Origin of the sequence: Muricauda sp. SCSIO 64092 (genome assembly GCF_023016285.1) — a bacterium.
GTDB lineage: Bacteria > Bacteroidota > Bacteroidia > Flavobacteriales > Flavobacteriaceae > Croceivirga.
Window position 1 is genome coordinate 1,061,897 of the sequence record NZ_CP095413.1, and the last position, 19,950, is coordinate 1,081,846.

Consider the following 19,950-nt stretch of genomic DNA (forward strand, 5'->3'; position numbering starts at 1 on the left):
TTAACGAAAACACTGTGTGAGGAAGATAATTGGTTTTTTTTTGTGCACAATATTGTTACTGCTTATCTTAAGAATATTTTGGTTGGCTTTGGGCCTGCTTGGCTTTGGACTTGTTTTTTTACTTCTTGCCTCAAATTTGGGTCTAGTTAAAATGATTAAGAAAAAACGTTGGCTGTTTTATTTCTTGATTTTTTTTTTCGTGTTTGCATTTGCCGTATCACTGAGAGTATTTGTGATAGAAATGTATAAAATCCCGAGCGGTTCCATGGAGAACACTTTGGCTACTGGCGACATGATTTTGGTAAGTAAACTCAACTATGGCCCTCGTTTGCCAAAAACACTATTTGAAATTCCTTGGCTGAATACTTTTAACACCACAGGTAAATCTTACATTAACGATTATGGTGTCAACTCAAAGGATAGAAGGCTAAAAGGATTTTCAAAGGTTACCAATAATGAGGTTGTTGTTTTTGAACACCCTAGGGAGCCTGGAAATTATTTAGCTAAAAGGTGTGTTGGAATACCAGGTGATTCTTTAAGCATTCTTGACGGTTTTGTACATATTAATGGGGTTGAGATAGACAAGTCTAAAAGCCTCAAAAGGAAGTATAGGGTTTGGATTAAAAACAACCTATCACATTGTGAAAAAAAAAATCCAAACACTTCGATCCTGAATTTAAGCTTTTATGATATCCTTCGAAAAAAATTGGAAATAAATATTACAAATGATTACCATAGATTACTGGAAAATTTACATTTGTTTGATTCTATTACACTAATTGATACTCCTATAGAAACAGATCCAAATGGCAAAATAAACTGGTCTTTACACAATTGGGAAGCGACGGTGGTACCACATAAAAATCAAAAAATAATACTAGATGTAAATAATTACGCTTTCTATAAAGGTATAATTGAAAAATTTGAGGAAGTAAAAATAGTATTCCATAAAAAAAAATTTTATGTAAATGGGAAACGAATTAAGTCATATAAGTTCAAAAGGAATTACTATTTTATGTTAGGTGATAATAGAAATTACTCGATTGATTCAAGACATTGGGGATTAGTGCCCGAAGAGAAAATTATTGGCAAAGTTATACTTACCTTATATTCAATTAATAGAGATTCGGAATTGGAACGTTTGTTCAAAGTAACAAGATGAAATTAGTATAACATCTTTCAACCGGATTGAATACGGGATTATCAAATGTTTCGGTCCAAGATGTAAAACAGGCAAAGTTTTTATTCTTTCCTTATTTCGTTTATAGGGTTCATCATCATGGTTTTTGCGACTTGCAAGCTTAGTGTAACTGAAGATACTACTATTACGATTAATACTGATATCGCGAAAATCCAAAAATTAAGCTCAATCTTATTTGCAAAACCCATTAACCATTGATTCATTAAGTAATACCCAATGGGTATGGCTATAATAAAGGCTATAAGTATTCGCCTTGTAAATGTTATGGTCAACAAGTTTAAAATATCGATTGAGGTTGCACCAAGCACTTTACGAATTCCCATTTCCTTGGAACGATTTTGAGTCACCGCCCAGGAAAGAGCAAACAGACCAAAACACGATAATAGAATACTAATGATTGAGAAGGTGACAATTAACTTGAAGAAAAAAGTATCTTCCTTGTATTTTTTCCTAAGTTCCTCCTCAAGAATGCTATATTTAAAATAATTGGAGGAAAATACCTTGCTCCACTCTTTTTCTATCATGGGGAGTACTGTTTTTAAATTGTTCCCTTGATAGTCTATTAATAATGATTTTCCTGTATCATAATAAGAAATAATAACAGGGGGGATTTCTTCTTTGAAGGATCCACATGTAAAATCTTGTACAACTCCAATAATTATATCTTCCGTACCTGGTACTTTCTTACCTATTGGTTTTTCCAAATTGAATTGACGTATTAATTTTTGGTTAACAAGCTTTCCGTGACGGACATTTGAAGGCAATTCCCCTTCCAGTAAAGTTAAATCCAATGTTTTGAGAAAATCTTCATCTCCTCCGAACAAAAATGGTGTATAAGTTTTGCCATTATCTAGTTCGTAGCGACTTATCATATTTCCCGTAATCGGGTTTCCTCCACTGACGGTCAAATTATCGATGAAAGGCAAACTTGCTATATTTTGTTTAATAATATGAAGCTTTTCAGAAAAATCTTGGCTTGGTGCGTCTAACTGTATAATGCTACGATTGAAACCTAAAGATGCATTTTCCAAGAAATTCATTTGTTGTACTAGGGTAATCGAACAAATTGCCAATGTTATGGAAATGATGAATTGAACTGTAAATAAAAATCTGTTGAACGTTATTCTTGAGGACTCTTTTGCCATCAAATTCACTGGTTGAATACGCAATTGTTTTGACACAGAAAACATCACAGTCATTACCCCACAGACAAACAAAAAAAGGCTCAAATAGACAACAACTTTTGTGTTAAGTAGATATTCCATAGAAAAGTTGTATTCGAAAACTGAATTAAAAACAGGGATTATAAGAATTGTAATTCCTAGCGATACTATAAAACTGACCAGAATATAAAACCCAGCTTCAGTAATCGAAAAACCAAATAGTCCTTTTTTGGAAATCCCCAATGTTTTTTTTATTCCCACCTCCTTTTTTCTTTCTTGCCAAAAAAGCAAAAAAAGATTGATGAAGTTAAAACCTGCAATAAAAATTACTAGTAAACAGGCGATATACCCAATTTTCAAAAAAGTTGGATTTCTTGTTTTCATGAAATCCATTTTATTTTCAAGTCGAAAATATGATTCTTCAAGAGCTCCAAAGAAATAATTAATTTTCCCAGGCCCTATAAGTCCTGGCCTGTTGATATCATTATTGATTTTCATCTCCAAGGATTCGGACAGATTGGAATCTGTTAGCAGCGCATAACTAGGACCGCCACGCCATTTATCTGGAAAAGTAGAGTTGTGCATTATAGCGTCAAAATTCAGATGGCTGTTCACACTAGGTCTGCGTGTGACAGCTGAGACCATAAGTTTTAGGGTACTGTCTGGGGTTATGACCGTAATTGGTTGACCGACAACTTCAGATTTGCCGAATAATATTTCAGCCTTTTTCTCCGAAATCACTATGTTTCCCGGAGCCAAACATTCGCTTCTGTTTCCGTAAACGATAGGGAAATCAAAAATTGAAAAAAAAGACTTGTCAGCCAACAATACAGTGAAATCACGGAATGTATTTTTTCCTACCTCTAAATTTAAATCTTTCAAACTGGCAAGTTGAGTAACTTCTTCGATTTCTGCATAGTTCTCGATTAGATAATCGGAAAAAAAACTGGGTATATAAACAATGTGACTATCCCCATTAAATGGATCACCACTAAAAATCTGAAAAATTTGATTTTTTTTTGAGTGAAATGAATCTGTATCGGTTTCGTAGGTAAGAAAGGATATTAGGATATTTGAGCAGACAAATGCAACTATTAGACTTAATAATATAATAGAGGTATAAATCTTCTTACCCCATAAATTCCTCAAAATAAATTTAAGATTGTATCTTAACATTAGATTAACAATACGAAGTGTTTGCAGATGACCTACTCCTTTTATCAACCAAATGTAAAATACAAATTCCTGTCCATATTTTTATAATATGGATGTTAAAAACTCTTAGATATGAAGTCTTACCATTCATAACTACCAACCAATAATGGAAACTTAAATTGATTTGATGATATTGAACCCGCCTTGAGTTCATAAGATTTACTGCAAAAATAGCTGCCTGCCCCCTGGGTACAAAATCTTGTTTTTTGAACTAAAGGCGGGTTCATTTTCCCCAAAACCGTTGAATTCCGTTTATTGTTTTAGTTGAATCCCTTAGGAGGAACGTTTATTCGGACAAAAATCTGCATCTTGCTACTCTTTACATTTTGCCGGTACGTTTGAAAGAGGAGATGGCAAGAACCCTGTAGGATGGGAATTTTCAAAAAATAACTTTTTAGGATTCAAATCGGTGTTAATTGTACTTTTTAAATTGTCATTTACAAAAAGTTGTTCTCCTAAAGCTGATCTAGTCAAACAAAATATTGTCGTTTAGGATTACGATAAGGGAGCGTCTATTTTGTCGATGTAGCATTTCCAAACAATACACCCCATTTTTACAATTGTTCAGGATTTTATCTTCACCGTAACCAATGGAATATAATATATTGCTTGAGGGAACACCATGATTCGCGAGATAGTCCTTAATGGCATCTGAACGCGCCTGCGTAAGTCTAAAATTGGCGGCAGCACTACCTTGACTGTCCGTATGGCTTTCTATTCGTAACTGAACCGCTGGAAAACGCTCTACAAAATCAACTACCTTGTCCAATTCAATGGCAATATCCGGGGTAACTTTTGATTCACCATTCCCAAAGAAAAACTTTTTGAGTTTTACAACTTTCTGTCCTTCCCTTTCTTCGACCAAATCATCATAAAGTGCAATTCCAATATTCAGGTTCCCCTTTTGAACCGCCTCTATTTGTTCTCCTTCAAATATTGCCGAAAAGATGGAGAATCTGTCCTTGGCAGCCTCAACACGTACTTTTGATTGCGATGGAATTTCAATGGAATAGTCCCCTCGATCGTTGGAAAGTGTTTCCAGCAAAAGTTCACCTCCTGGCCCATACACTTTAATACGGGCATTGGATACGCCCTGCATATTGTTCAATCTTACGACCTTCCCATTCAATGCAAAGGTCTTGATTCCCGGTTTTTCGTCGACAAAAAATCCAAATACATCATCTTTTCCTTTGCCACCTGCCCTATTGGAAGAAAAATACCCCTGTAGCCCGTTTTCATGATTTTTGATGATAAACCCAAAATCGTCTGTTTCCGAATTAATGGGTTTGCCGAGATTCACGGGAATGGTAAAACCACCTTCCTTGAAATTTGCCTTATAAATGTCCATCCCTCCAAGACCATAGAAAACATCCGTGGAAAAATAAAAAACACCTTCAAAAATGTATGGGGCTATTTCATTGCCCGGGGTATTTATTTTTGGCCCTAGATTTATGGGGGCGGACATTATTTGACCGTTACTGGTATTTACATAATAAATATCGGTACCTCCATAACCATCTTTCAGATTAGCGGAAAAGTAGAGTCTAGACGTGTTATCATCGTAAAAGGGATAATAAAACGAAGTACTCAAATCCCTCCAAAGGAATTTAAAACTGCCCCCTATTTTTTGCATCCCTATGGAAAGTGCATTTTTTCCGCTTTCATCAAATTCAAGTTCTCCTTCGAGTGTATTGGAAAGCACATAAAAGATACTGTTCAGGTCTTCTGAAAAATAGGGCGTGGCCTTATGATAATCCGAATCCCGAATGGCATTGAGCCTATCTACCTTGGCCACTTGGCCATTTGCGGCAATCTCACCCTCAAAAACATCCAAGTAGGCCTCACCCATAGGTTCGTAACTTTCGCCCTTTCCCAGAGGGCGCCCGCTGGTAAACAATAGACCGTTTCGATAAAAAGCTGGTGAAAAATCGGACTGGGTACTGTTGGCATCCAAATTAAACACCCTGTAATTATGGTCTTCATCGTTCTTTTTTGAAGTCAACAATTCCATGTTAAACTTGGCATTCTCCTGTAATTCCCTGGAGAAGTCCAACTTGTTGTCATTAAGAAAAGTGGTCAGTCTTTCTTTGTTGGAGGTCCTTCCCAGTCCCTGTAGCAACATATTAAGATGATCCCCTTCCATTATGCTGTCCTGGGCAAACAGTTCGAGATAAATATCCGTTGCCTTTTCGAACTTATTGGTTTTAAAATAAGAGTCTGCCAAATTCAAATATTGCCTTGGGGACAAACTGCCCCCTTTTTCCAAATCCCTTTCGTAGGCCGCAATGGCATCCGAATAGGCGTAGGAAAAGAAATAACCATCGCCCTTGGATTCCTTGTACTGTCCATGGAGCATTGCAAATCCGAGGACAAAGCAAAAAAGTGTGTTCATCTTCATACACATGGATTTGAAATTAAAAAAACCTTGGCGAATCTATTTGTTTTGGTTTGCCTTTTAACTTATTAATTCTTTTGTTCCTTGCCCTGGAACCTCCATCACCGCGCCCTAAATAAAACTTTACTATGGCCTCATGTGAAGCGCCTCCAAACTCCCCAAGACCATTGGTACTGTAATCATACGAATAGCCAAAAAATATACTGTTCGAAACTTGTAGTCCCGCCACACCACTAATTGAGTTGTTGATTCGATAATTGGCCCCCAACGTCAAAGCGTCCAAAAAGAGGAAATTTGCCGACAGGTTAAAGTTAACGGGGATTCCTGGAAGGTAGTTCAGTAAAACGGCCGGTTTAAATTTGGTTCGGTCAGAGATATTGAAAATACAGCCTGCTATAAAATTATATTGCAGATCGTTGTCCACAACAGACTCCAATTCTGCCTCATAGATTCCTAAGGTCAAAAAATTGGGAATGGACAAACCTGCATACCATTGCTCTCCATACATAAACAATCCCGCCCCGACAACTGGATAAAACTCATTGAAGTTCTGGCCTCCAATCAAAGGTTCTCCCGGATTCTGAAAATTCCCTTTGGAAAAGTCCAAATCCAAGATGGATCCCCCTGCATCGATACCAAAGGATAGCCAGGAGTCATTGGACATTTTTATTTGGTAGGAATAGGCAACATCAATGAACGTTTGGGTGGATGGCCCCAACACATCACTCACCACATTAAATCCAAGTCCCATTTTTTCATTGGAAAAGGGAATATTGGCACCGAACCTAATATTTCTTGGAGCGCCGGGAATATCTACCCATTGTGCCCTATACAATCCCGAAAATTCCGCTGATTCCACGGAACCTACATAAGCGGGATTAAAACTCCCTATATTGTACATATATTGGGTATATTGAGGTTCCTGTTGAGCACGCACCATACACCAGACCATGCTGAATGTAAGGGTTAAATAGATATAATGCTGTTTTTTAAACATGCTCTTCCAGTTATTTTATGATTTGAATCCACCCCTTTGTTGCATCCGAACCATCACCTAAATCCAAAACATAAAAGTAGGTTCCCTTGGGCAAATCCCCATTATCCCCAGTACCGTCCCATGTGCTATCATATGCTTGTTCTTCATAGACCAAATTGCCATATCGGTCAAAAATTTGAAGGTTATTGTTAGGGAAATTTTGATGTCCCACCAGGATTAAGGTATCATTTATGCCGTCACCATTTGGGGAAAACAGATTGCATAAAGTCCCTTGATCAACACATTCACTTTGAGATGAATTGATTTCCACCGTTGCTGAATTATTGGAATTATCCCCATCTATTGGTATAGAGCTGATTAAACTGGCCGTATTCCCCAACCTTCCCAATTGGGCCACCCTTACCGAAATAAACAAATTGGTGGAGGCTTCCCCCAATAATTCCGGTATGGTCCAAAGACCTGTCGTACTATCATAAATCCCAGATTCTGCATTGGTTGACACAATCTCAAAACCTGAATCCCCATCAATTAAATCCAAAACCACAATATCTATTCCCCTTTCCATACTTAGGTTGGTTGCCGTAATCGTAAAATTGATGATATCCCCAATTAGCGGTTCGGGGGAATCCACTGATTTTTCAACCAAAATATCTATAGGTTCTGCACTGCAATCCGCGGTTAGGAAGGGGTCACAATCATCCAGGGGATCACTTGCCCTCTCCGGAACTGCATCAGTAGTGGGATCGTCCTCAACCAAAACTTCCTCCCCATCCGTCAATCCATCATCATCGGAATCCGCATCAAAAGGATTTGTCCCCAAATCAATTTCCTCAGCATTGGTAAGACCATCCATATCACAATCACTATCCCCGAGAGGGGTTCCCCCTACGGAATCACAATCGTCCAATGGATCGGTCGCGTCCACGTTCACTTCCTGACCATCTTCAATACCATCACCATCGGTATCGGGATTATTGGGATCGGTTCCCAAATCTATTTCAACGTCATCATCCAATCCATCAAAATCCGCATCCAGCAAACAATCGATAACATTGACCGTCACTTCCACAGATTCATTGGTACACGGAGCTTGTGCCCCATTGGTGGTATATACAAACACATAGCTTCCCTCTGGCAATCCGGAAAAATCAACCGTATTATCCGCATTTATGGATATCGATCCATTGGAAGGATCTGTACCAACGGCCCAAAATCCTGGATCTGCACCTGTTAGAGTGGTGTCCAAATCCAAAATAGTCGTACCTCCAGGACCAACTTGCGAACAAGCCGTAGTATCGGTAGGTGTTCCAGGGGAGGGTTGGATATTGACCGTGGCAATAACCTCGGTACGTGGAGATGGACAACCATTTTCCGTGGCCTCCACGTAAAAAGAAGTGGTGCTGGTCAATGTTGGTGTGGTAAAAGAACCCCCAGAACCTAATATTGTTGTTGATGTGGGCGAATCGAACCAATTTATGACTGCACCTAGCGATGCTGTTGCCGTTAGTGTTAGTTCACCCCGACCACAGAGGATTCCCCCGGCAGTAGACAGAATTGAAGGTGTTGTGTTGATGACCAGTGTAACTTCCACCGTTGGACTGAAACAACTATCATCACGATCCAAATAAAAACCATAAAATGTACCTGGGAAAGAAACCCTACTGGGCCTGTAGGCACTACTCAGCGTTTGGTCCGGATTTGTACTCCATATTAACTCAGCATCCGGAGGGGGGGGTCCAATGATGTAGTCATTCAAATCCACGGCCAACATATCACAAAAATTGGTGGGCTGAGCAGTGTCAAGAATTGGGGATGGCAAACAATTGTCATCGTCTAAAATAGTTCCCGTGGCCGTACCTCCATCAGACAAAAGCACCCCATCGCTTGGCGTACCCAATTGCACCGTAAAAGTTTCACTGTTTTCCAACGCGTTATCATCAATAATAGGAACTACAATTAATTGGGTCTCTCCGCTATTTCCCAAAAAAACTATGGAACCTCCAGTATTGTCATAGTCCACTCCCCCGGTAGCAGAACCATCCAGTAAGGTATATGGCACACTAAATCCTCCTGGTTTTTCGATGTCCAGTATAACCGGAATGTTGAGTTCCCCTGAAGCCGAATCTTCCTCTATGGCTGCGTCACTTATGGACACCACTGCCTGGTCGTTATCTTCATTTACTATTTGGAGATCAGGTACATCTGCCCCCGTAAGTGCATCGTAAGCAGCATCTGTTGAGGTAACATCTCCTGTATTGATCGTATAGGCAATATCACCGTCATCAATTAAATCATCCTCTCCCATGACTATAATTTCAACCCCGGTCTCCCAATTGGTTGGAGTAAGTACCACCTGGCTAGGGCCGTTGCCCTCCGTACCATCATATCCGGTCAATGGAATGACCACATTATCGGTTGGGCTGGCATCCAAAGTAAAGGTAAAAGTTACGGAACCTCCTATTTCCGTGGTGTTCCCTGAAGTATTATCAACCCTGACCCCTGGCATATCATCATCCAAATTTGTGGCTGCCACCAACCCATCAGGCACAAGATCATAGGCATCGTCACTGGTTCCATCCAAAACTCGAACACGAACGGTATAGCCCTCTGTTCCATCCACTACATCATCATCTTCCCCTGTAACCGTAACGGTTTGTGGAACGTTCCAATTGCCGTTGGTGAATGTCAATAGTGCAGGTGTGACCGTGCCTTCCCCGGTATCAAGGGAAACCACACTTAAACGTACGTTGGTCAACGGCTGTGCCGTAAGTGCTACCGTAAAAGTATCAGATGTTCCGGATTCGCTGGTCGTCGTACTTCCAAGACTTTGGATTATTGTGAGGCCTGCGTTGTCGTCATTGGTTATTGTTCCTACTCCTACGCCATCCCCTATTGTACCATTGGTCACCCCACTGAGCGTCACGTTAAAGGTTTCGTTGCCCTCAACAACGCTATCACCATTCACCTGGATGGTCACCGTAGTACTGGGAGTGCCGTTCAATATGGTACCGCTGCCGTTAGTAATTGCTGCATAGTCCGTGCCCGCGGTGGCCGTGCCGCCGCCCGTGTTCACTGTGAAGCCGATGTCTCCCACCGCATTGCCCCCGTCAACACTGACCGTGAACCCGAAGTTCGTCGTCCCGGCGTTGCCCTCCGCCAATGTCACATCACTGATGCTTATCGACTGGCTGTCGTCGTCCGTGAAGGAACTGTTCCCCACCGCCACCGAGATGCTCGCGTTGGCGCTCTGGTTGCTCAGGGTCACGCTGACAGCCTCGTCACCCTCAACCACCGTGTCCCCGGTGGTCGTCACGCTGACCGTCTGGCTCAGCACCAATGTGTTCGCAGGGAAGGTCAGGGTGTTCCCCGTGCCGTCCTCGTTGCCACCGGAAATGAGGTAGTCCACCGTAATCGGGGAAACAGGGTCCGCCGCGTCTATGCTCACCGTGAAGTCTATCTGCGAGGGGCCCGCATCACCCTCCGGGACCGCGGCCGGACTGTCTATGCTGATATCAAAGGTGTCGTCGTCCGTGAAGGAGCTGTTCCCCACCGCCACCGAGATGCTCGCGTTGGCGCTCTGGTTGCTCAGGGTAACGCTGACCGCCTCGTCGCCCTCGACCACCGTGTCCCCGGTGGTCGTCACGCTGACCGTCTGGCTCAGCACCAATGTGTTCGCAGGGAAGGTCAGGGTGTTCCCCGTACCGTCCTCGTTGCCCCCGGAAATCAGGTAGTCCACCGTGATCGGGGAAACAGGGTCCGCCGCGTCTATGCTCACCGTGAAGTCTATCTGCGAGGGGCCAGCATCGCCCTCGGGGACCGCGGCCGGGCTGTCTATGCTGATATCAAAGGTGTCGTCGTCCGTGAAGGAGCTGTTCCCCACCGCCACCGAGATGCTCGCGTTGGCGCTCTGGTTGCTCAGGGTAACGCTGACAGCCTCGTCACCCTCGACCACCGTGTCCCCGGTGGTCGTCACGCTGACCGTCTGGCTCAGCACCAATGTGTTCGCAGGGAAGGTCAGGGTGTTCCCGGTGCCGTCCTCGTTGCCCCCGGAAATGAGGTAGTCCACCGTGATCGGGGAAACAGGGTCCGCCGCGTCTATGCTCACCGTAAAGTCTATCTGCGAGGGGCCAGCATCGCCCTCCGGGACCGCAGCCGGGCTGTCTATGCTGATATCAAAGGTGTCGTCGTCCGTGAAGGAGCTGTTCCCCACCGCCACCGAGATGCTCGCGTTGGCGCTCTGGTTGCTCAGGGTCACGCTGACCGCCTCGTCGCCCTCGACCACCGTGTCCCCGGTGGTCGTCACGCTGACCGTCTGGCTCAGCACCAATGTGTTCGCAGGGAAGGTCAGGGTGTTCCCCGTGCCGTCCTCGTTGCCCCCGGAAATGAGGTAGTCCACCGTGATCGGGGAAACAGGGTCCGCCGCGTCTATGCTCACCGTAAAGTCTATCTGCGAGGGGCCAGCATCGCCCTCCGGGACCGCGGCCGGGCTGTCTATGCTGATATTAGATTGTCCTAATCCGAAAAAGCACGCAAACAAAAAGAGTATAAAAACAAGTCTTTGTAAAGAGGTGCTTTTTAAAGTGAAATAAAGAATCCCTAAGTAGGATTTTATTTGTTCTGTTAGATTATGGACTAAAACCACGCTTTCGTTTTCTGCATTTGGGGAAAGCCAATATTACTAAAATCCAAAGGATTGCACCAACATAAAAGATTAAATCCAAGTTTCCTTGGATAAACTGTCCAATTGCCAAACAATATGGATTTAGCCCAATTGTGCAGAACTGGTTTCCATAGTGGAATCTATCTTTCTCACCAGTCCCTGAAGCACTTTTCCCGGGCCTACTTCCACAAAACTTTTAGCGCCATCCGCAACCATATTTTGAACACTTTGCGTCCATTTCACGGGGGCCGTTAATTGGGCAATAAGGTTTTCCTTTATTTCTTTGGACACGGTAACTCCCTTTGTGGTCACATTTTGATAAACGGGACAGTTGGGTTCGTGAAAATTGGTGTTATCGATGGCAGTGGCCAATTCCTCCCGCGCAGGTTCCATCAATGGGGAATGGAATGCACCTCCAACGGGAAGTACCAACGCCCTTCTGGCACCGGCCTCCTTCAGTTTTTCGCAGGCCACATCAATGGCGGCCACTTCGCCGGAAATCACCAACTGACCAGGACAGTTGTAATTGGCGGGGACAACAATTCCGTCTACGCCATTGCATATTTCTTCGACAATTTTATCCTCCAATCCTAAAACGGCGGCCATGGTACTGGGTTGCAGTTCACATGCTTTTTGCATGGCCTGTGCCCGCTGTGAGACCAATTTTAGACCGTCCTCAAAATTTAAGGTTCCATTGGCGACCAGGGCGGAAAATTCCCCTAACGAATGTCCTGCAACCATATCGGGTTGAAACGCATCCCCCAATACCTTACTCAATATCACGGAGTGCAGGAATATGGCGGGTTGTGTTACTTTGGTCTGTTTTAGGTCTTCCGCAGTGCCCTCAAACATAATATCCGTAATGGAAAATCCTAAGATTTCGTTGGCCCGTTCGAATAATTCTTGGGCCTGTGGATGACCTTCGTACAAATCCAATCCCATTCCTACAAACTGGGCACCTTGACCTGGAAAAACATATGCGTTCATGATACTTATTTTTGGCAAAAATAGAAAAAGGTACTGATTGCCATCGACCTTAAAACATTATTTGAACCAGCTGCTGTATTTTACGTAGTTGTTGGCAATACGGTCAATTTCCCCAGCACTTAATTCTGGACTTACATCCTTGAGTTTTTTCGCAGGCATTCCGGCATAAATGGTTCCGGAGGGGACATGGGTTCCCTGGGTAACCACCGCTCCCGCGGCTATTATGGAATTGCTTTCCACAACACAGTCGTCCATCACAATGGCCCCCATACCAATGAGCACATTGTCATGAAGGGTACAACCATGTACAATTGCGTTATGGCCAATGGATACGTTGTTCCCAATGGTTGTTGGAAACTTTTGATAGGTACAATGAATTACGGCACCATCCTGAACATTGACCTTGTCTCCCATTTTGATAAAGTGCACATCACCCCGAAGCACTGCATTGAACCATATACTGCATTGATTTCCCATAGTGACTTCACCAACAATAGTGGCATTTTCGGCTACAAAGCAATCCTTTCCCAGTTGTGGTGCTTTTCCATTTACTGATCGAACTATCATTATATTTTAATTTAAAAATAGGGGACCAATCTACTGAAAATGCGAAAGCAAATTGGCCTTTTTAGTGGCCGAAACGGAAAGTTCTTTACCAATGGACAGTACAACGCTCCCTCCCTTGCCCTTTTTGTATGTAATGATTTCATTAAGGTTGACCAAATACGATTTATGGATACGAACAAAGGGAAAGTCCGAAAGGGCCTCTTCAAAATATTTTAAGGTCTTGCTCACCACAATCCTTTTGTCCTTTACATAGATTTCCGTGTAATTGTCATCTGCTTTGCAGTAATAAATATCCGAGACTTCCAAAACACGAAACCCGTCCTGTTGGGGAATGGTAATCTTACCTTCGGTTTTTGCAAAGTTTGATTTCAAGACCTTGCCCTCCAAGGCATTTTCCTTCTTTTTTATATTTTCCACGTATTCCACCCCTTTGATCAATTCATCAATATTTATGGGCTTCATTAAATAATACGCCGCATGGTGGTTTAGGGCGTCCATGGCGTAATGGTTGTAAGCGGTTACAAATATGGTCTCAAAAGTTCTATTGGGAACTTGTTCCAATAAATCAAAGGCATTTCCAAAGGGCATTTCCACATCCAGAAATATGAGATCCAATGCATGCCTTTCTATCAGTTCCAAACCTTCTTTAATCGCTGCGGCTTCTCCGACCAAAACCACATTGGGGCAGTATTTCCCTAGATAGTTCCTTAGGATTTCCCTACTACTTGCTTCGTCCTCAACAATAATGGCTTTTAATTTCATCAATCCTTTTTAAGTTTTACGACCACTTTGGTGCCTGTTTTATCCAAGGTTAAATCTGAAATGGAGACACTCACCTTATTACTGTACATTTCATTCAAAATTCCTATCCGTTTTGTGATATTGCCCATGCCCTTGGACTTCTGCTTTCTTTGATTCTGGGTTTTTAATTCCGCGGACTTCTTTCTTCCAATTCCATCATCGGTTATGGTAATGGTCAAAAGTGACCCACTGGGCTGATTGACAGTGATATTCAGAAACCCTTTATCCTTCTTGTACCGCAAACCGTGCCAAATGGCATTCTCCACATAGGGCTGAATGAGCATTGGGGGAATCTCAAACTCCTCTATCCTAATATCATCATCCACATCTATCCTGTAATCGAACTTTTCGGTAAAGCGGGAGTGTTCCAACTTCACATATAGCTTTAAAAGTTCCAGTTCCTTTGAAAAGGGGATGAAATCCTCTTCTGAATTTTCAAGTACGGTTCGCATCAGCACTGAAAATTCGCTTAAAAATCGGTTTGCACTCCGTTCATCATTTTTCGCAATGTAATTGTTCACAGAATTTAGCGCATTAAAAATAAAATGGGGATTCATTTGGGAACGCAACGATTTTAATGCCAATAGATTATTGGTGAGTTTTTGTTGTTTGTTGGTTCGATAAAAGAAGAAAACGGTCAATGCCAATAAAAGCATCGCAAAAATCAACGAATAGATGAGCCATGTTTGCCATTTTGTCCTGGTCTCAAAAAGCTGTTGCTCCGTTAAGGCCAAATTATATTTGCTTTGGGAGAGTTCCCGTTCTTGTTCCAAACTCGAAATTCGGTTCTGCTTGGTGGCAATTTCCCGATTTAATCGTGCCAGTCGACTAATTTCCTGCTCTTTACGAACATAAAGGGTATCCACCAATGTCACGTAATCCTGATAGGTCTCAAATGCTTTTGAAAAATCGCCCTTGTATTCATATACTTCCGATAATTTCCGAGTAGCTTCCTTTTGTATCAATAGGTCGTCCTCACTATCCGCTTCCACAATACTTTTTTGAAGATAAGGAATGGCCTCGTTCAATCTGTTTTGGGCAACATAGGCCCTTCCTATTTTGTAGTTTATACGTTGGGAGGTAATGGTGTCCTCCACCGCAATCCCCTTGTCCCTGACAACAGCCTCATCTCCCAGTTTATTGAGTTCATTAAGACTGCTCTTCCGTTGCTTGATTTCATCGGAGTACCTATTGGCCCTATTGTAAAAATCGGCCACCTTCTCACTTTCCTGAATGGCACGCTTGGGGCTCTCTTTTTTGGAAAGCTCCAATGAACTGTCAAAATATCCCTCCGCCTCGATCCTTCGGTCGGCCAAGGCATAGGTTTCCGCTATTTTTGAGGTCAAATCCGTAACCTTTGGGGTAACCTGATTTTTTTTGGCTATCCGTAGTCCTTCTTCATAGTATTCCAGGGCCAGGTCCATTTCACCCATCCCCTTTTTTGTATCGCCCAAAAACTCATAAAGGTTTATTCTTTGGTACGGGACCAACTTTTTTTTGTCCAACAATTCCTTCAACTCCCTTTCTGCATCGGGATATTGTTTGTCCAACAACAGTGCTTCCCCCAATAACAATTGGGTCTTTATCGTTTTATTGGCCGTAAGGGCATCCTCAAAATTGCCAATGGCCAAATCAAACTGCTGGTGGTACAAATAGATTTCCCCAAGATTGGTCAATGATCGCGCCAAAAGCCGTTTATTTGGATTCTTCCCTAGCACTGAAATTGATTGTGCAATGAAATCAATGCTTTTCTCAATATCATTTTTCTTGTGGTAGTTGGCAGAATCCAGTAATTGCTGGTGCGAAGCATCCCTTGAGGTCCTTCCTTTTTGTACTGGACCCTGATAGTTTTCCACGACCAAACGGATATCTTCATTTGAGGTTATTCGATGTATGACCATTTCAAAATCGGGGCTCTGAAAAATCAATTGATCCCCTATTTGGGCCTTAATGACAAACTCCCCCAGCCCGTCCGTTCTGGTATACGCCCCGCCGTCCGTAAGTACCTCTACACCAGAAATGGGGGCATAGGTCTTTTCCTCCACTACTGAGCCCCTAAGCACAATTCCCCTGGATTGATTGGGATTTTGCGCCTTTAAAACTGGTAGCAGCACAACCATTAAAAAACAAAAGACCACAATATGAAGTCCCTTCACCTTCATAACGTAAACTTAGTTCTTTTACAAAGCATTAAAAAATGACTTCTCGGGGATATCGCCCTTTTTACCTAAAGATTTACAGGCTTTACTCAGTATCGTTTTCACTTTACGAAGTGATATCCATCATTCACTCATTCTTGATTTTTTATCAAAAAGCTTGGTTATAGTTTGGCCCCAAAATCTTATGGATAAAAGCAAATCGTTATGGAAAAATTAAGGAACATACTAGCGGCTACACTATTCATTGCGGTAGTGGGAAACTGTTTTACCAGTGAGGTAAGCGCATCAAATTTTTCGAAAAAACAACGCGTGGTTGAACCTATGGATCGTGGTGATCGGAAACCTGCGAAGCAATTTGTGAAAATCGCCCTTTTATTGGATACCAGTAACAGTATGGATGGGTTGATCAATCAGGCCAAGGCACAGCTCTGGGACATTGTGAATGAATTCACTTATGCAAAATGTGGCAATCATACCAGGCCCGAACTCCAAATTGCGTTGTACGAATACGGGAATGACGACCTTTCCTCTGCAGAGGGGTATATAAGACAGGTGCTGGGGTTCAGCAGCGATTTGGACGAAATCTCCGAAAAGCTTTTTTCCCTCTCCACCAATGGCGGTGAGGAATACTGTGGTACGGTCATCCACACCTCCCTTAAACAATTGGACTGGGGTAAAAACCCCGATGATCTAAAACTGATTTTTATTGCCGGGAACGAACCTTTCACCCAAGGAAAACTGAATTATCGCAATGCTACCTCCCAGGCCAAGGAGAAGGATGTGGTAGTGAACACCATTTTTTGTGGAAACTATGAACAGGGCATTTCAACCCATTGGAAAGATGGCGCCGTCCGTACAGGAGGTGATTATATGGCCATTGATCATAATCAGGAAATCGTCCATATTGCCACACCTTATGATGATATTATTATTCGGTTGAACAAAAAGCTTAACGGAACCTATATCGCATATGGAAGTATGGGCGCATCAAAGATCATGGCCCAGGAGGTACAGGATTCCAATGCCTATGAGATGGAGGAGTCGGTTGCCGTAAAAAGGGCCGTAAGCAAAAGTTCCAGATTCTACAAAAATTCCAATTGGGACCTGGTCGATGCCCTTGAAGATGACGAACAGGCCCTTGATAAGCTGGAAACCAAAGCATTACCAAAGGAACTTCAGGGTAAATCGAAAAAGGAAATCAAGGAGTTTTTGGAAGGTAAACAGGTAGAACGCACCAAAATCCAAAAGGAAATTCAAGAGATCAATGCAAAAAGGGAAGCTTATATTGCAGAACAGCAAAAGGGCCAAAGGGGTGAACTGGAAAATGCCATGGTAAAGGCCATTAAGAAGCAAGCTGCGAAAAAGAACTATACCTGGGAGTAATTTTGGTTGGTGAATGTCATTTCGTCCCGTGTTCTAGGGAAGAAATCCGGAAAGGCTTCTTATACCCTTATGGAGGCGAAATGGTATTTCCATTAGTAATTCGCGGCAGGACAGTAGCAGTCATACCTGTTCTCCGCCCGTTCACCCAAGTCATAACCTAAGGTGATTTGATGGAAGCCACCATTATCAAGACGGATATCCCCAGACTGATAACTGTAATTATAGGAAACCAAAAAACGGTTGATATTTACCCCAACTATGGGTGTAAACAATTGTAGACGTTGTTCCCCGAAACTTCCATTTTGTTGAAATTGTGCCCCATCAAAACTTCTTCTATAGGAAAGGCCTCCCCATAAAGTGGTGTTGGCATTCAAATCCTTATACACCTTGGCATTGATATCAATGGTTCGCTCTCGGGTAAAATCCGTCATTTGAAATAATACCGAAGGTTCTATCCTAAGACTGCTTTTTCCAAAAACATATCCTGCGGAAATTAAATATCTTCTAAGGTTATCAAATTCGGCAGCGGTAAACAAATCCCGTCCGGTTCCCAATATATTGAGGATGGCCGCATGGGCATAAAACTCCAAATAGTTATAGGAGGCCCCCAAATCCACATTAAAGTAACTCACGGTATTTTTAACCCCTGATATGATCGGATCGGGAATCACCGAGCGAAATTCCGTTTCGTCCAAACTACTTAAGATTGCCACCGCACTTAATCCAAAGGACAATTGGTTCAACGTCCTGAAGTCCCCGGCCAACTGCAAATGGTGGGCGTATGTGGCCTTAAATCCGGTCTGGGAATGGAATCCATTGGAATCATTGAACAGGATACCCCCAACACCACTGCGTTCCCCTACCCTAAAATGGGCATTAAATGTTTGTAAGTTAGGGGCGTTATCCACATCAAACCATTGTTGGCGGGCAGTAAGGCGAACCTTGCCCCCTTGCCCGATCCCCGCCATTGAAGGGTAGACCAAATAGTAATTATCCGCTAAATAATCGAAATATACAGGGATACCCTCCTGGGCTCGCAAAGTCCCACCAAGACATAGGGTGAGCAGTGATAATATCAGTAATTTTTTCATCAAGATATGGAGCTAAGAAAGCTGTATAGTGCTATCAAAACAAATACATAACGAAGCTTTTAAGATAATAGTATATATTTCAATCCCCATATTTCCTTTGTATTTTTGTAAAAATATCTGCTATGAAAGAGTACAACATCACAGTGGTTGAAACCAATAATCCCGCAATATTGAAGTTTGAGGCCAATCATTTTTTGGTCAAGGACAATTATGAGTATAAAAATATTGATGAAGCCAAGGATTCGCCTTTGGCCCAACAATTGTTTTATCTGCCTTTTATCAAAACAGTTTATGTGTCCGGCAATTTTATTGCCCTGGAGCGCTATGATATTGTGCAATGGAGTGATGTGAAGGACGAGGTAGCCCAAAACTTGGTGGAATACCTGAATTCCGGTGAGCCAGTGGTGCTGGAATCCAATTCGCAAAAGAAAATACCCATCACGGTATATGCAGAAGTTACGCCCAATCCGGCGGTAATGAAATATGTGGCGAACAAAGCTATTGTCCCTTCCACTTTTGAATTCAAAAATATAGACGAAGCCAAAGACTCGGAACTTGCCAAAAAACTATTTCATTTTCCTTTTGTAAAGGAAGTGTTTTTAGACCAGAACTATGTTTCCATTACCAAGTACGATATGGCGGATTGGACTGATATCACCATGGAACTTCGTGAGTTTATCCGTGATTTTTTAGCTCAGGGCCAAGAAGTGGTTTCAGTAGATTCCATAGCAAAAGCTGAAGAATCGTCTTCCAAGGAGAACGTCGACCAACCACAAGACGAAACTTCGCTCCAAATCATCAATATTTTGGAAGAATATGTAAAACCGGCAGTGGCCAGTGATGGAGGGAACATCCTATTTCAATCCTATGAGGAGGACAGTAAAACGGTAAACGTTATCCTCCAGGGGGCCTGTAGTGGATGCCCTTCCTCTACCTTCACCCTTAAAAATGGCATAGAGACCATGCTCAAAAACATGTTGGGGGACAAAGTGAATGAAGTTGTGGCATTGAACGGCTGATACCATCGGGGAATTTGCCCAAATTCCGTATCTTGAAGGAATTCTAAAATTCACTGACTATGGCAATATTAAAAGTAATCGAAGTCTTGGCCAATTCCAGTAAAAGTTGGGAAGACGCCACAAGCAGGGCAGTAGAACAAGCATCAAAATCGGTTAAGAATATTCGTTCGGTATATGTAAACGAACAAAGCTGTACCGTTAAAGATGGCAAAGTGGATGAATATCGTGTAAACGTTAAAATTACGTTTGAAGTAAATTAATCCACCTAAGAACATACCTTAGCGCCATATCCATTGGCGCTTTTTTTTGTGC

13 protein-coding genes are annotated in these 19,950 nt (G+C 42.4%); 4 read left to right on the plus strand and 9 right to left on the minus strand.

Annotated elements, in window-relative coordinates; genetic code table 11:
• Positions 1–16: 16 nt before the first annotated feature.
• Positions 17–1,162 carry a signal peptidase I gene (gene lepB, locus L0P88_RS04480; RefSeq protein ID WP_247133429.1) on the plus strand — a complete coding sequence of 382 codons (1,146 nt, stop codon included), beginning with the start codon at positions 17–19 and terminating at the stop codon, positions 1,160–1,162.
• An 80-nt stretch (positions 1,163–1,242) separates the two neighbouring features.
• Here lepB and L0P88_RS04485 read toward each other — a convergent pair whose 3' ends face one another.
• From L0P88_RS04485 to L0P88_RS04520, 8 genes are all read right to left on the minus strand, one after another.
• Positions 1,243–3,540, minus strand: coding sequence for an ABC transporter permease (locus L0P88_RS04485; RefSeq protein ID WP_247133430.1), 2,298 nt, complete (start codon positions 3,538–3,540; stop codon positions 1,243–1,245).
• Positions 3,541–4,045: 505 nt separating this feature from the next.
• Positions 4,046–5,977 (minus strand): OmpA family protein, encoded by a 1,932-nt coding sequence (locus tag L0P88_RS04490; protein WP_247133431.1) that lies wholly within the window; start codon positions 5,975–5,977, stop codon positions 4,046–4,048.
• A 16-nt stretch (positions 5,978–5,993) separates the two neighbouring features.
• A complete protein-coding gene (locus L0P88_RS04495) occupies positions 5,994–6,971 on the minus strand; it encodes a type IX secretion system membrane protein PorP/SprF (RefSeq protein ID WP_247133432.1) in 978 nt (325 codons plus the stop codon).
• Positions 6,972–6,981: 10 nt separating this feature from the next.
• Positions 6,982–11,406: a Calx-beta domain-containing protein gene (locus L0P88_RS04500; RefSeq protein WP_247133433.1), complete on the minus strand. Its 4,425-nt coding sequence runs from the start codon at positions 11,404–11,406 to the stop codon at positions 6,982–6,984.
• Positions 11,407–11,733: 327 nt separating this feature from the next.
• Complete coding sequence (fabD, locus tag L0P88_RS04505; protein WP_247133434.1) at positions 11,734–12,618, minus strand: ACP S-malonyltransferase; 885 nt, start codon at positions 12,616–12,618, stop codon at positions 11,734–11,736.
• Between the two features lie 57 nt (positions 12,619–12,675).
• A complete protein-coding gene (locus L0P88_RS04510; RefSeq protein WP_247133435.1) occupies positions 12,676–13,185 on the minus strand; it encodes a gamma carbonic anhydrase family protein in 510 nt (169 codons plus the stop codon).
• Between the two features lie 30 nt (positions 13,186–13,215).
• Positions 13,216–13,947 (minus strand): LytR/AlgR family response regulator transcription factor, encoded by a 732-nt coding sequence (locus L0P88_RS04515; protein ID WP_247133436.1) that lies wholly within the window; start codon positions 13,945–13,947, stop codon positions 13,216–13,218.
• A complete protein-coding gene (locus L0P88_RS04520) occupies positions 13,947–16,148 on the minus strand; it encodes a histidine kinase (protein ID WP_247133437.1) in 2,202 nt (733 codons plus the stop codon). Before L0P88_RS04520 ends, L0P88_RS04515 begins: the two co-directional genes overlap by 1 nt.
• Before the next feature lie 201 nt (positions 16,149–16,349).
• Here L0P88_RS04520 and L0P88_RS04525 point away from each other — a divergent pair, with 201 nt between their 5' ends.
• Complete coding sequence (locus tag L0P88_RS04525) at positions 16,350–17,528, plus strand: vWA domain-containing protein (protein WP_247133438.1); 1,179 nt, start codon at positions 16,350–16,352, stop codon at positions 17,526–17,528.
• 92 nt (positions 17,529–17,620) lie between these two features.
• Here the strand turns inward: L0P88_RS04525 and L0P88_RS04530 are convergent, their stop codons facing one another.
• Positions 17,621–18,619: a type IX secretion system membrane protein PorP/SprF gene (locus L0P88_RS04530; protein WP_247133439.1), complete on the minus strand. Its 999-nt coding sequence runs from the start codon at positions 18,617–18,619 to the stop codon at positions 17,621–17,623.
• Positions 18,620–18,741: 122 nt separating this feature from the next.
• On the opposite strand from L0P88_RS04530, the gene L0P88_RS04535 reads away from it, so the two are divergent.
• Complete coding sequence (locus L0P88_RS04535) at positions 18,742–19,638, plus strand: NifU family protein (RefSeq protein ID WP_247133440.1); 897 nt, start codon at positions 18,742–18,744, stop codon at positions 19,636–19,638.
• A gap of 59 nt (positions 19,639–19,697) precedes the next feature.
• Positions 19,698–19,898 (plus strand): dodecin family protein, encoded by a 201-nt coding sequence (locus tag L0P88_RS04540; protein WP_247133441.1) that lies wholly within the window; start codon positions 19,698–19,700, stop codon positions 19,896–19,898.
• The last annotated feature ends 52 nt before the right edge of the window (positions 19,899–19,950 follow it).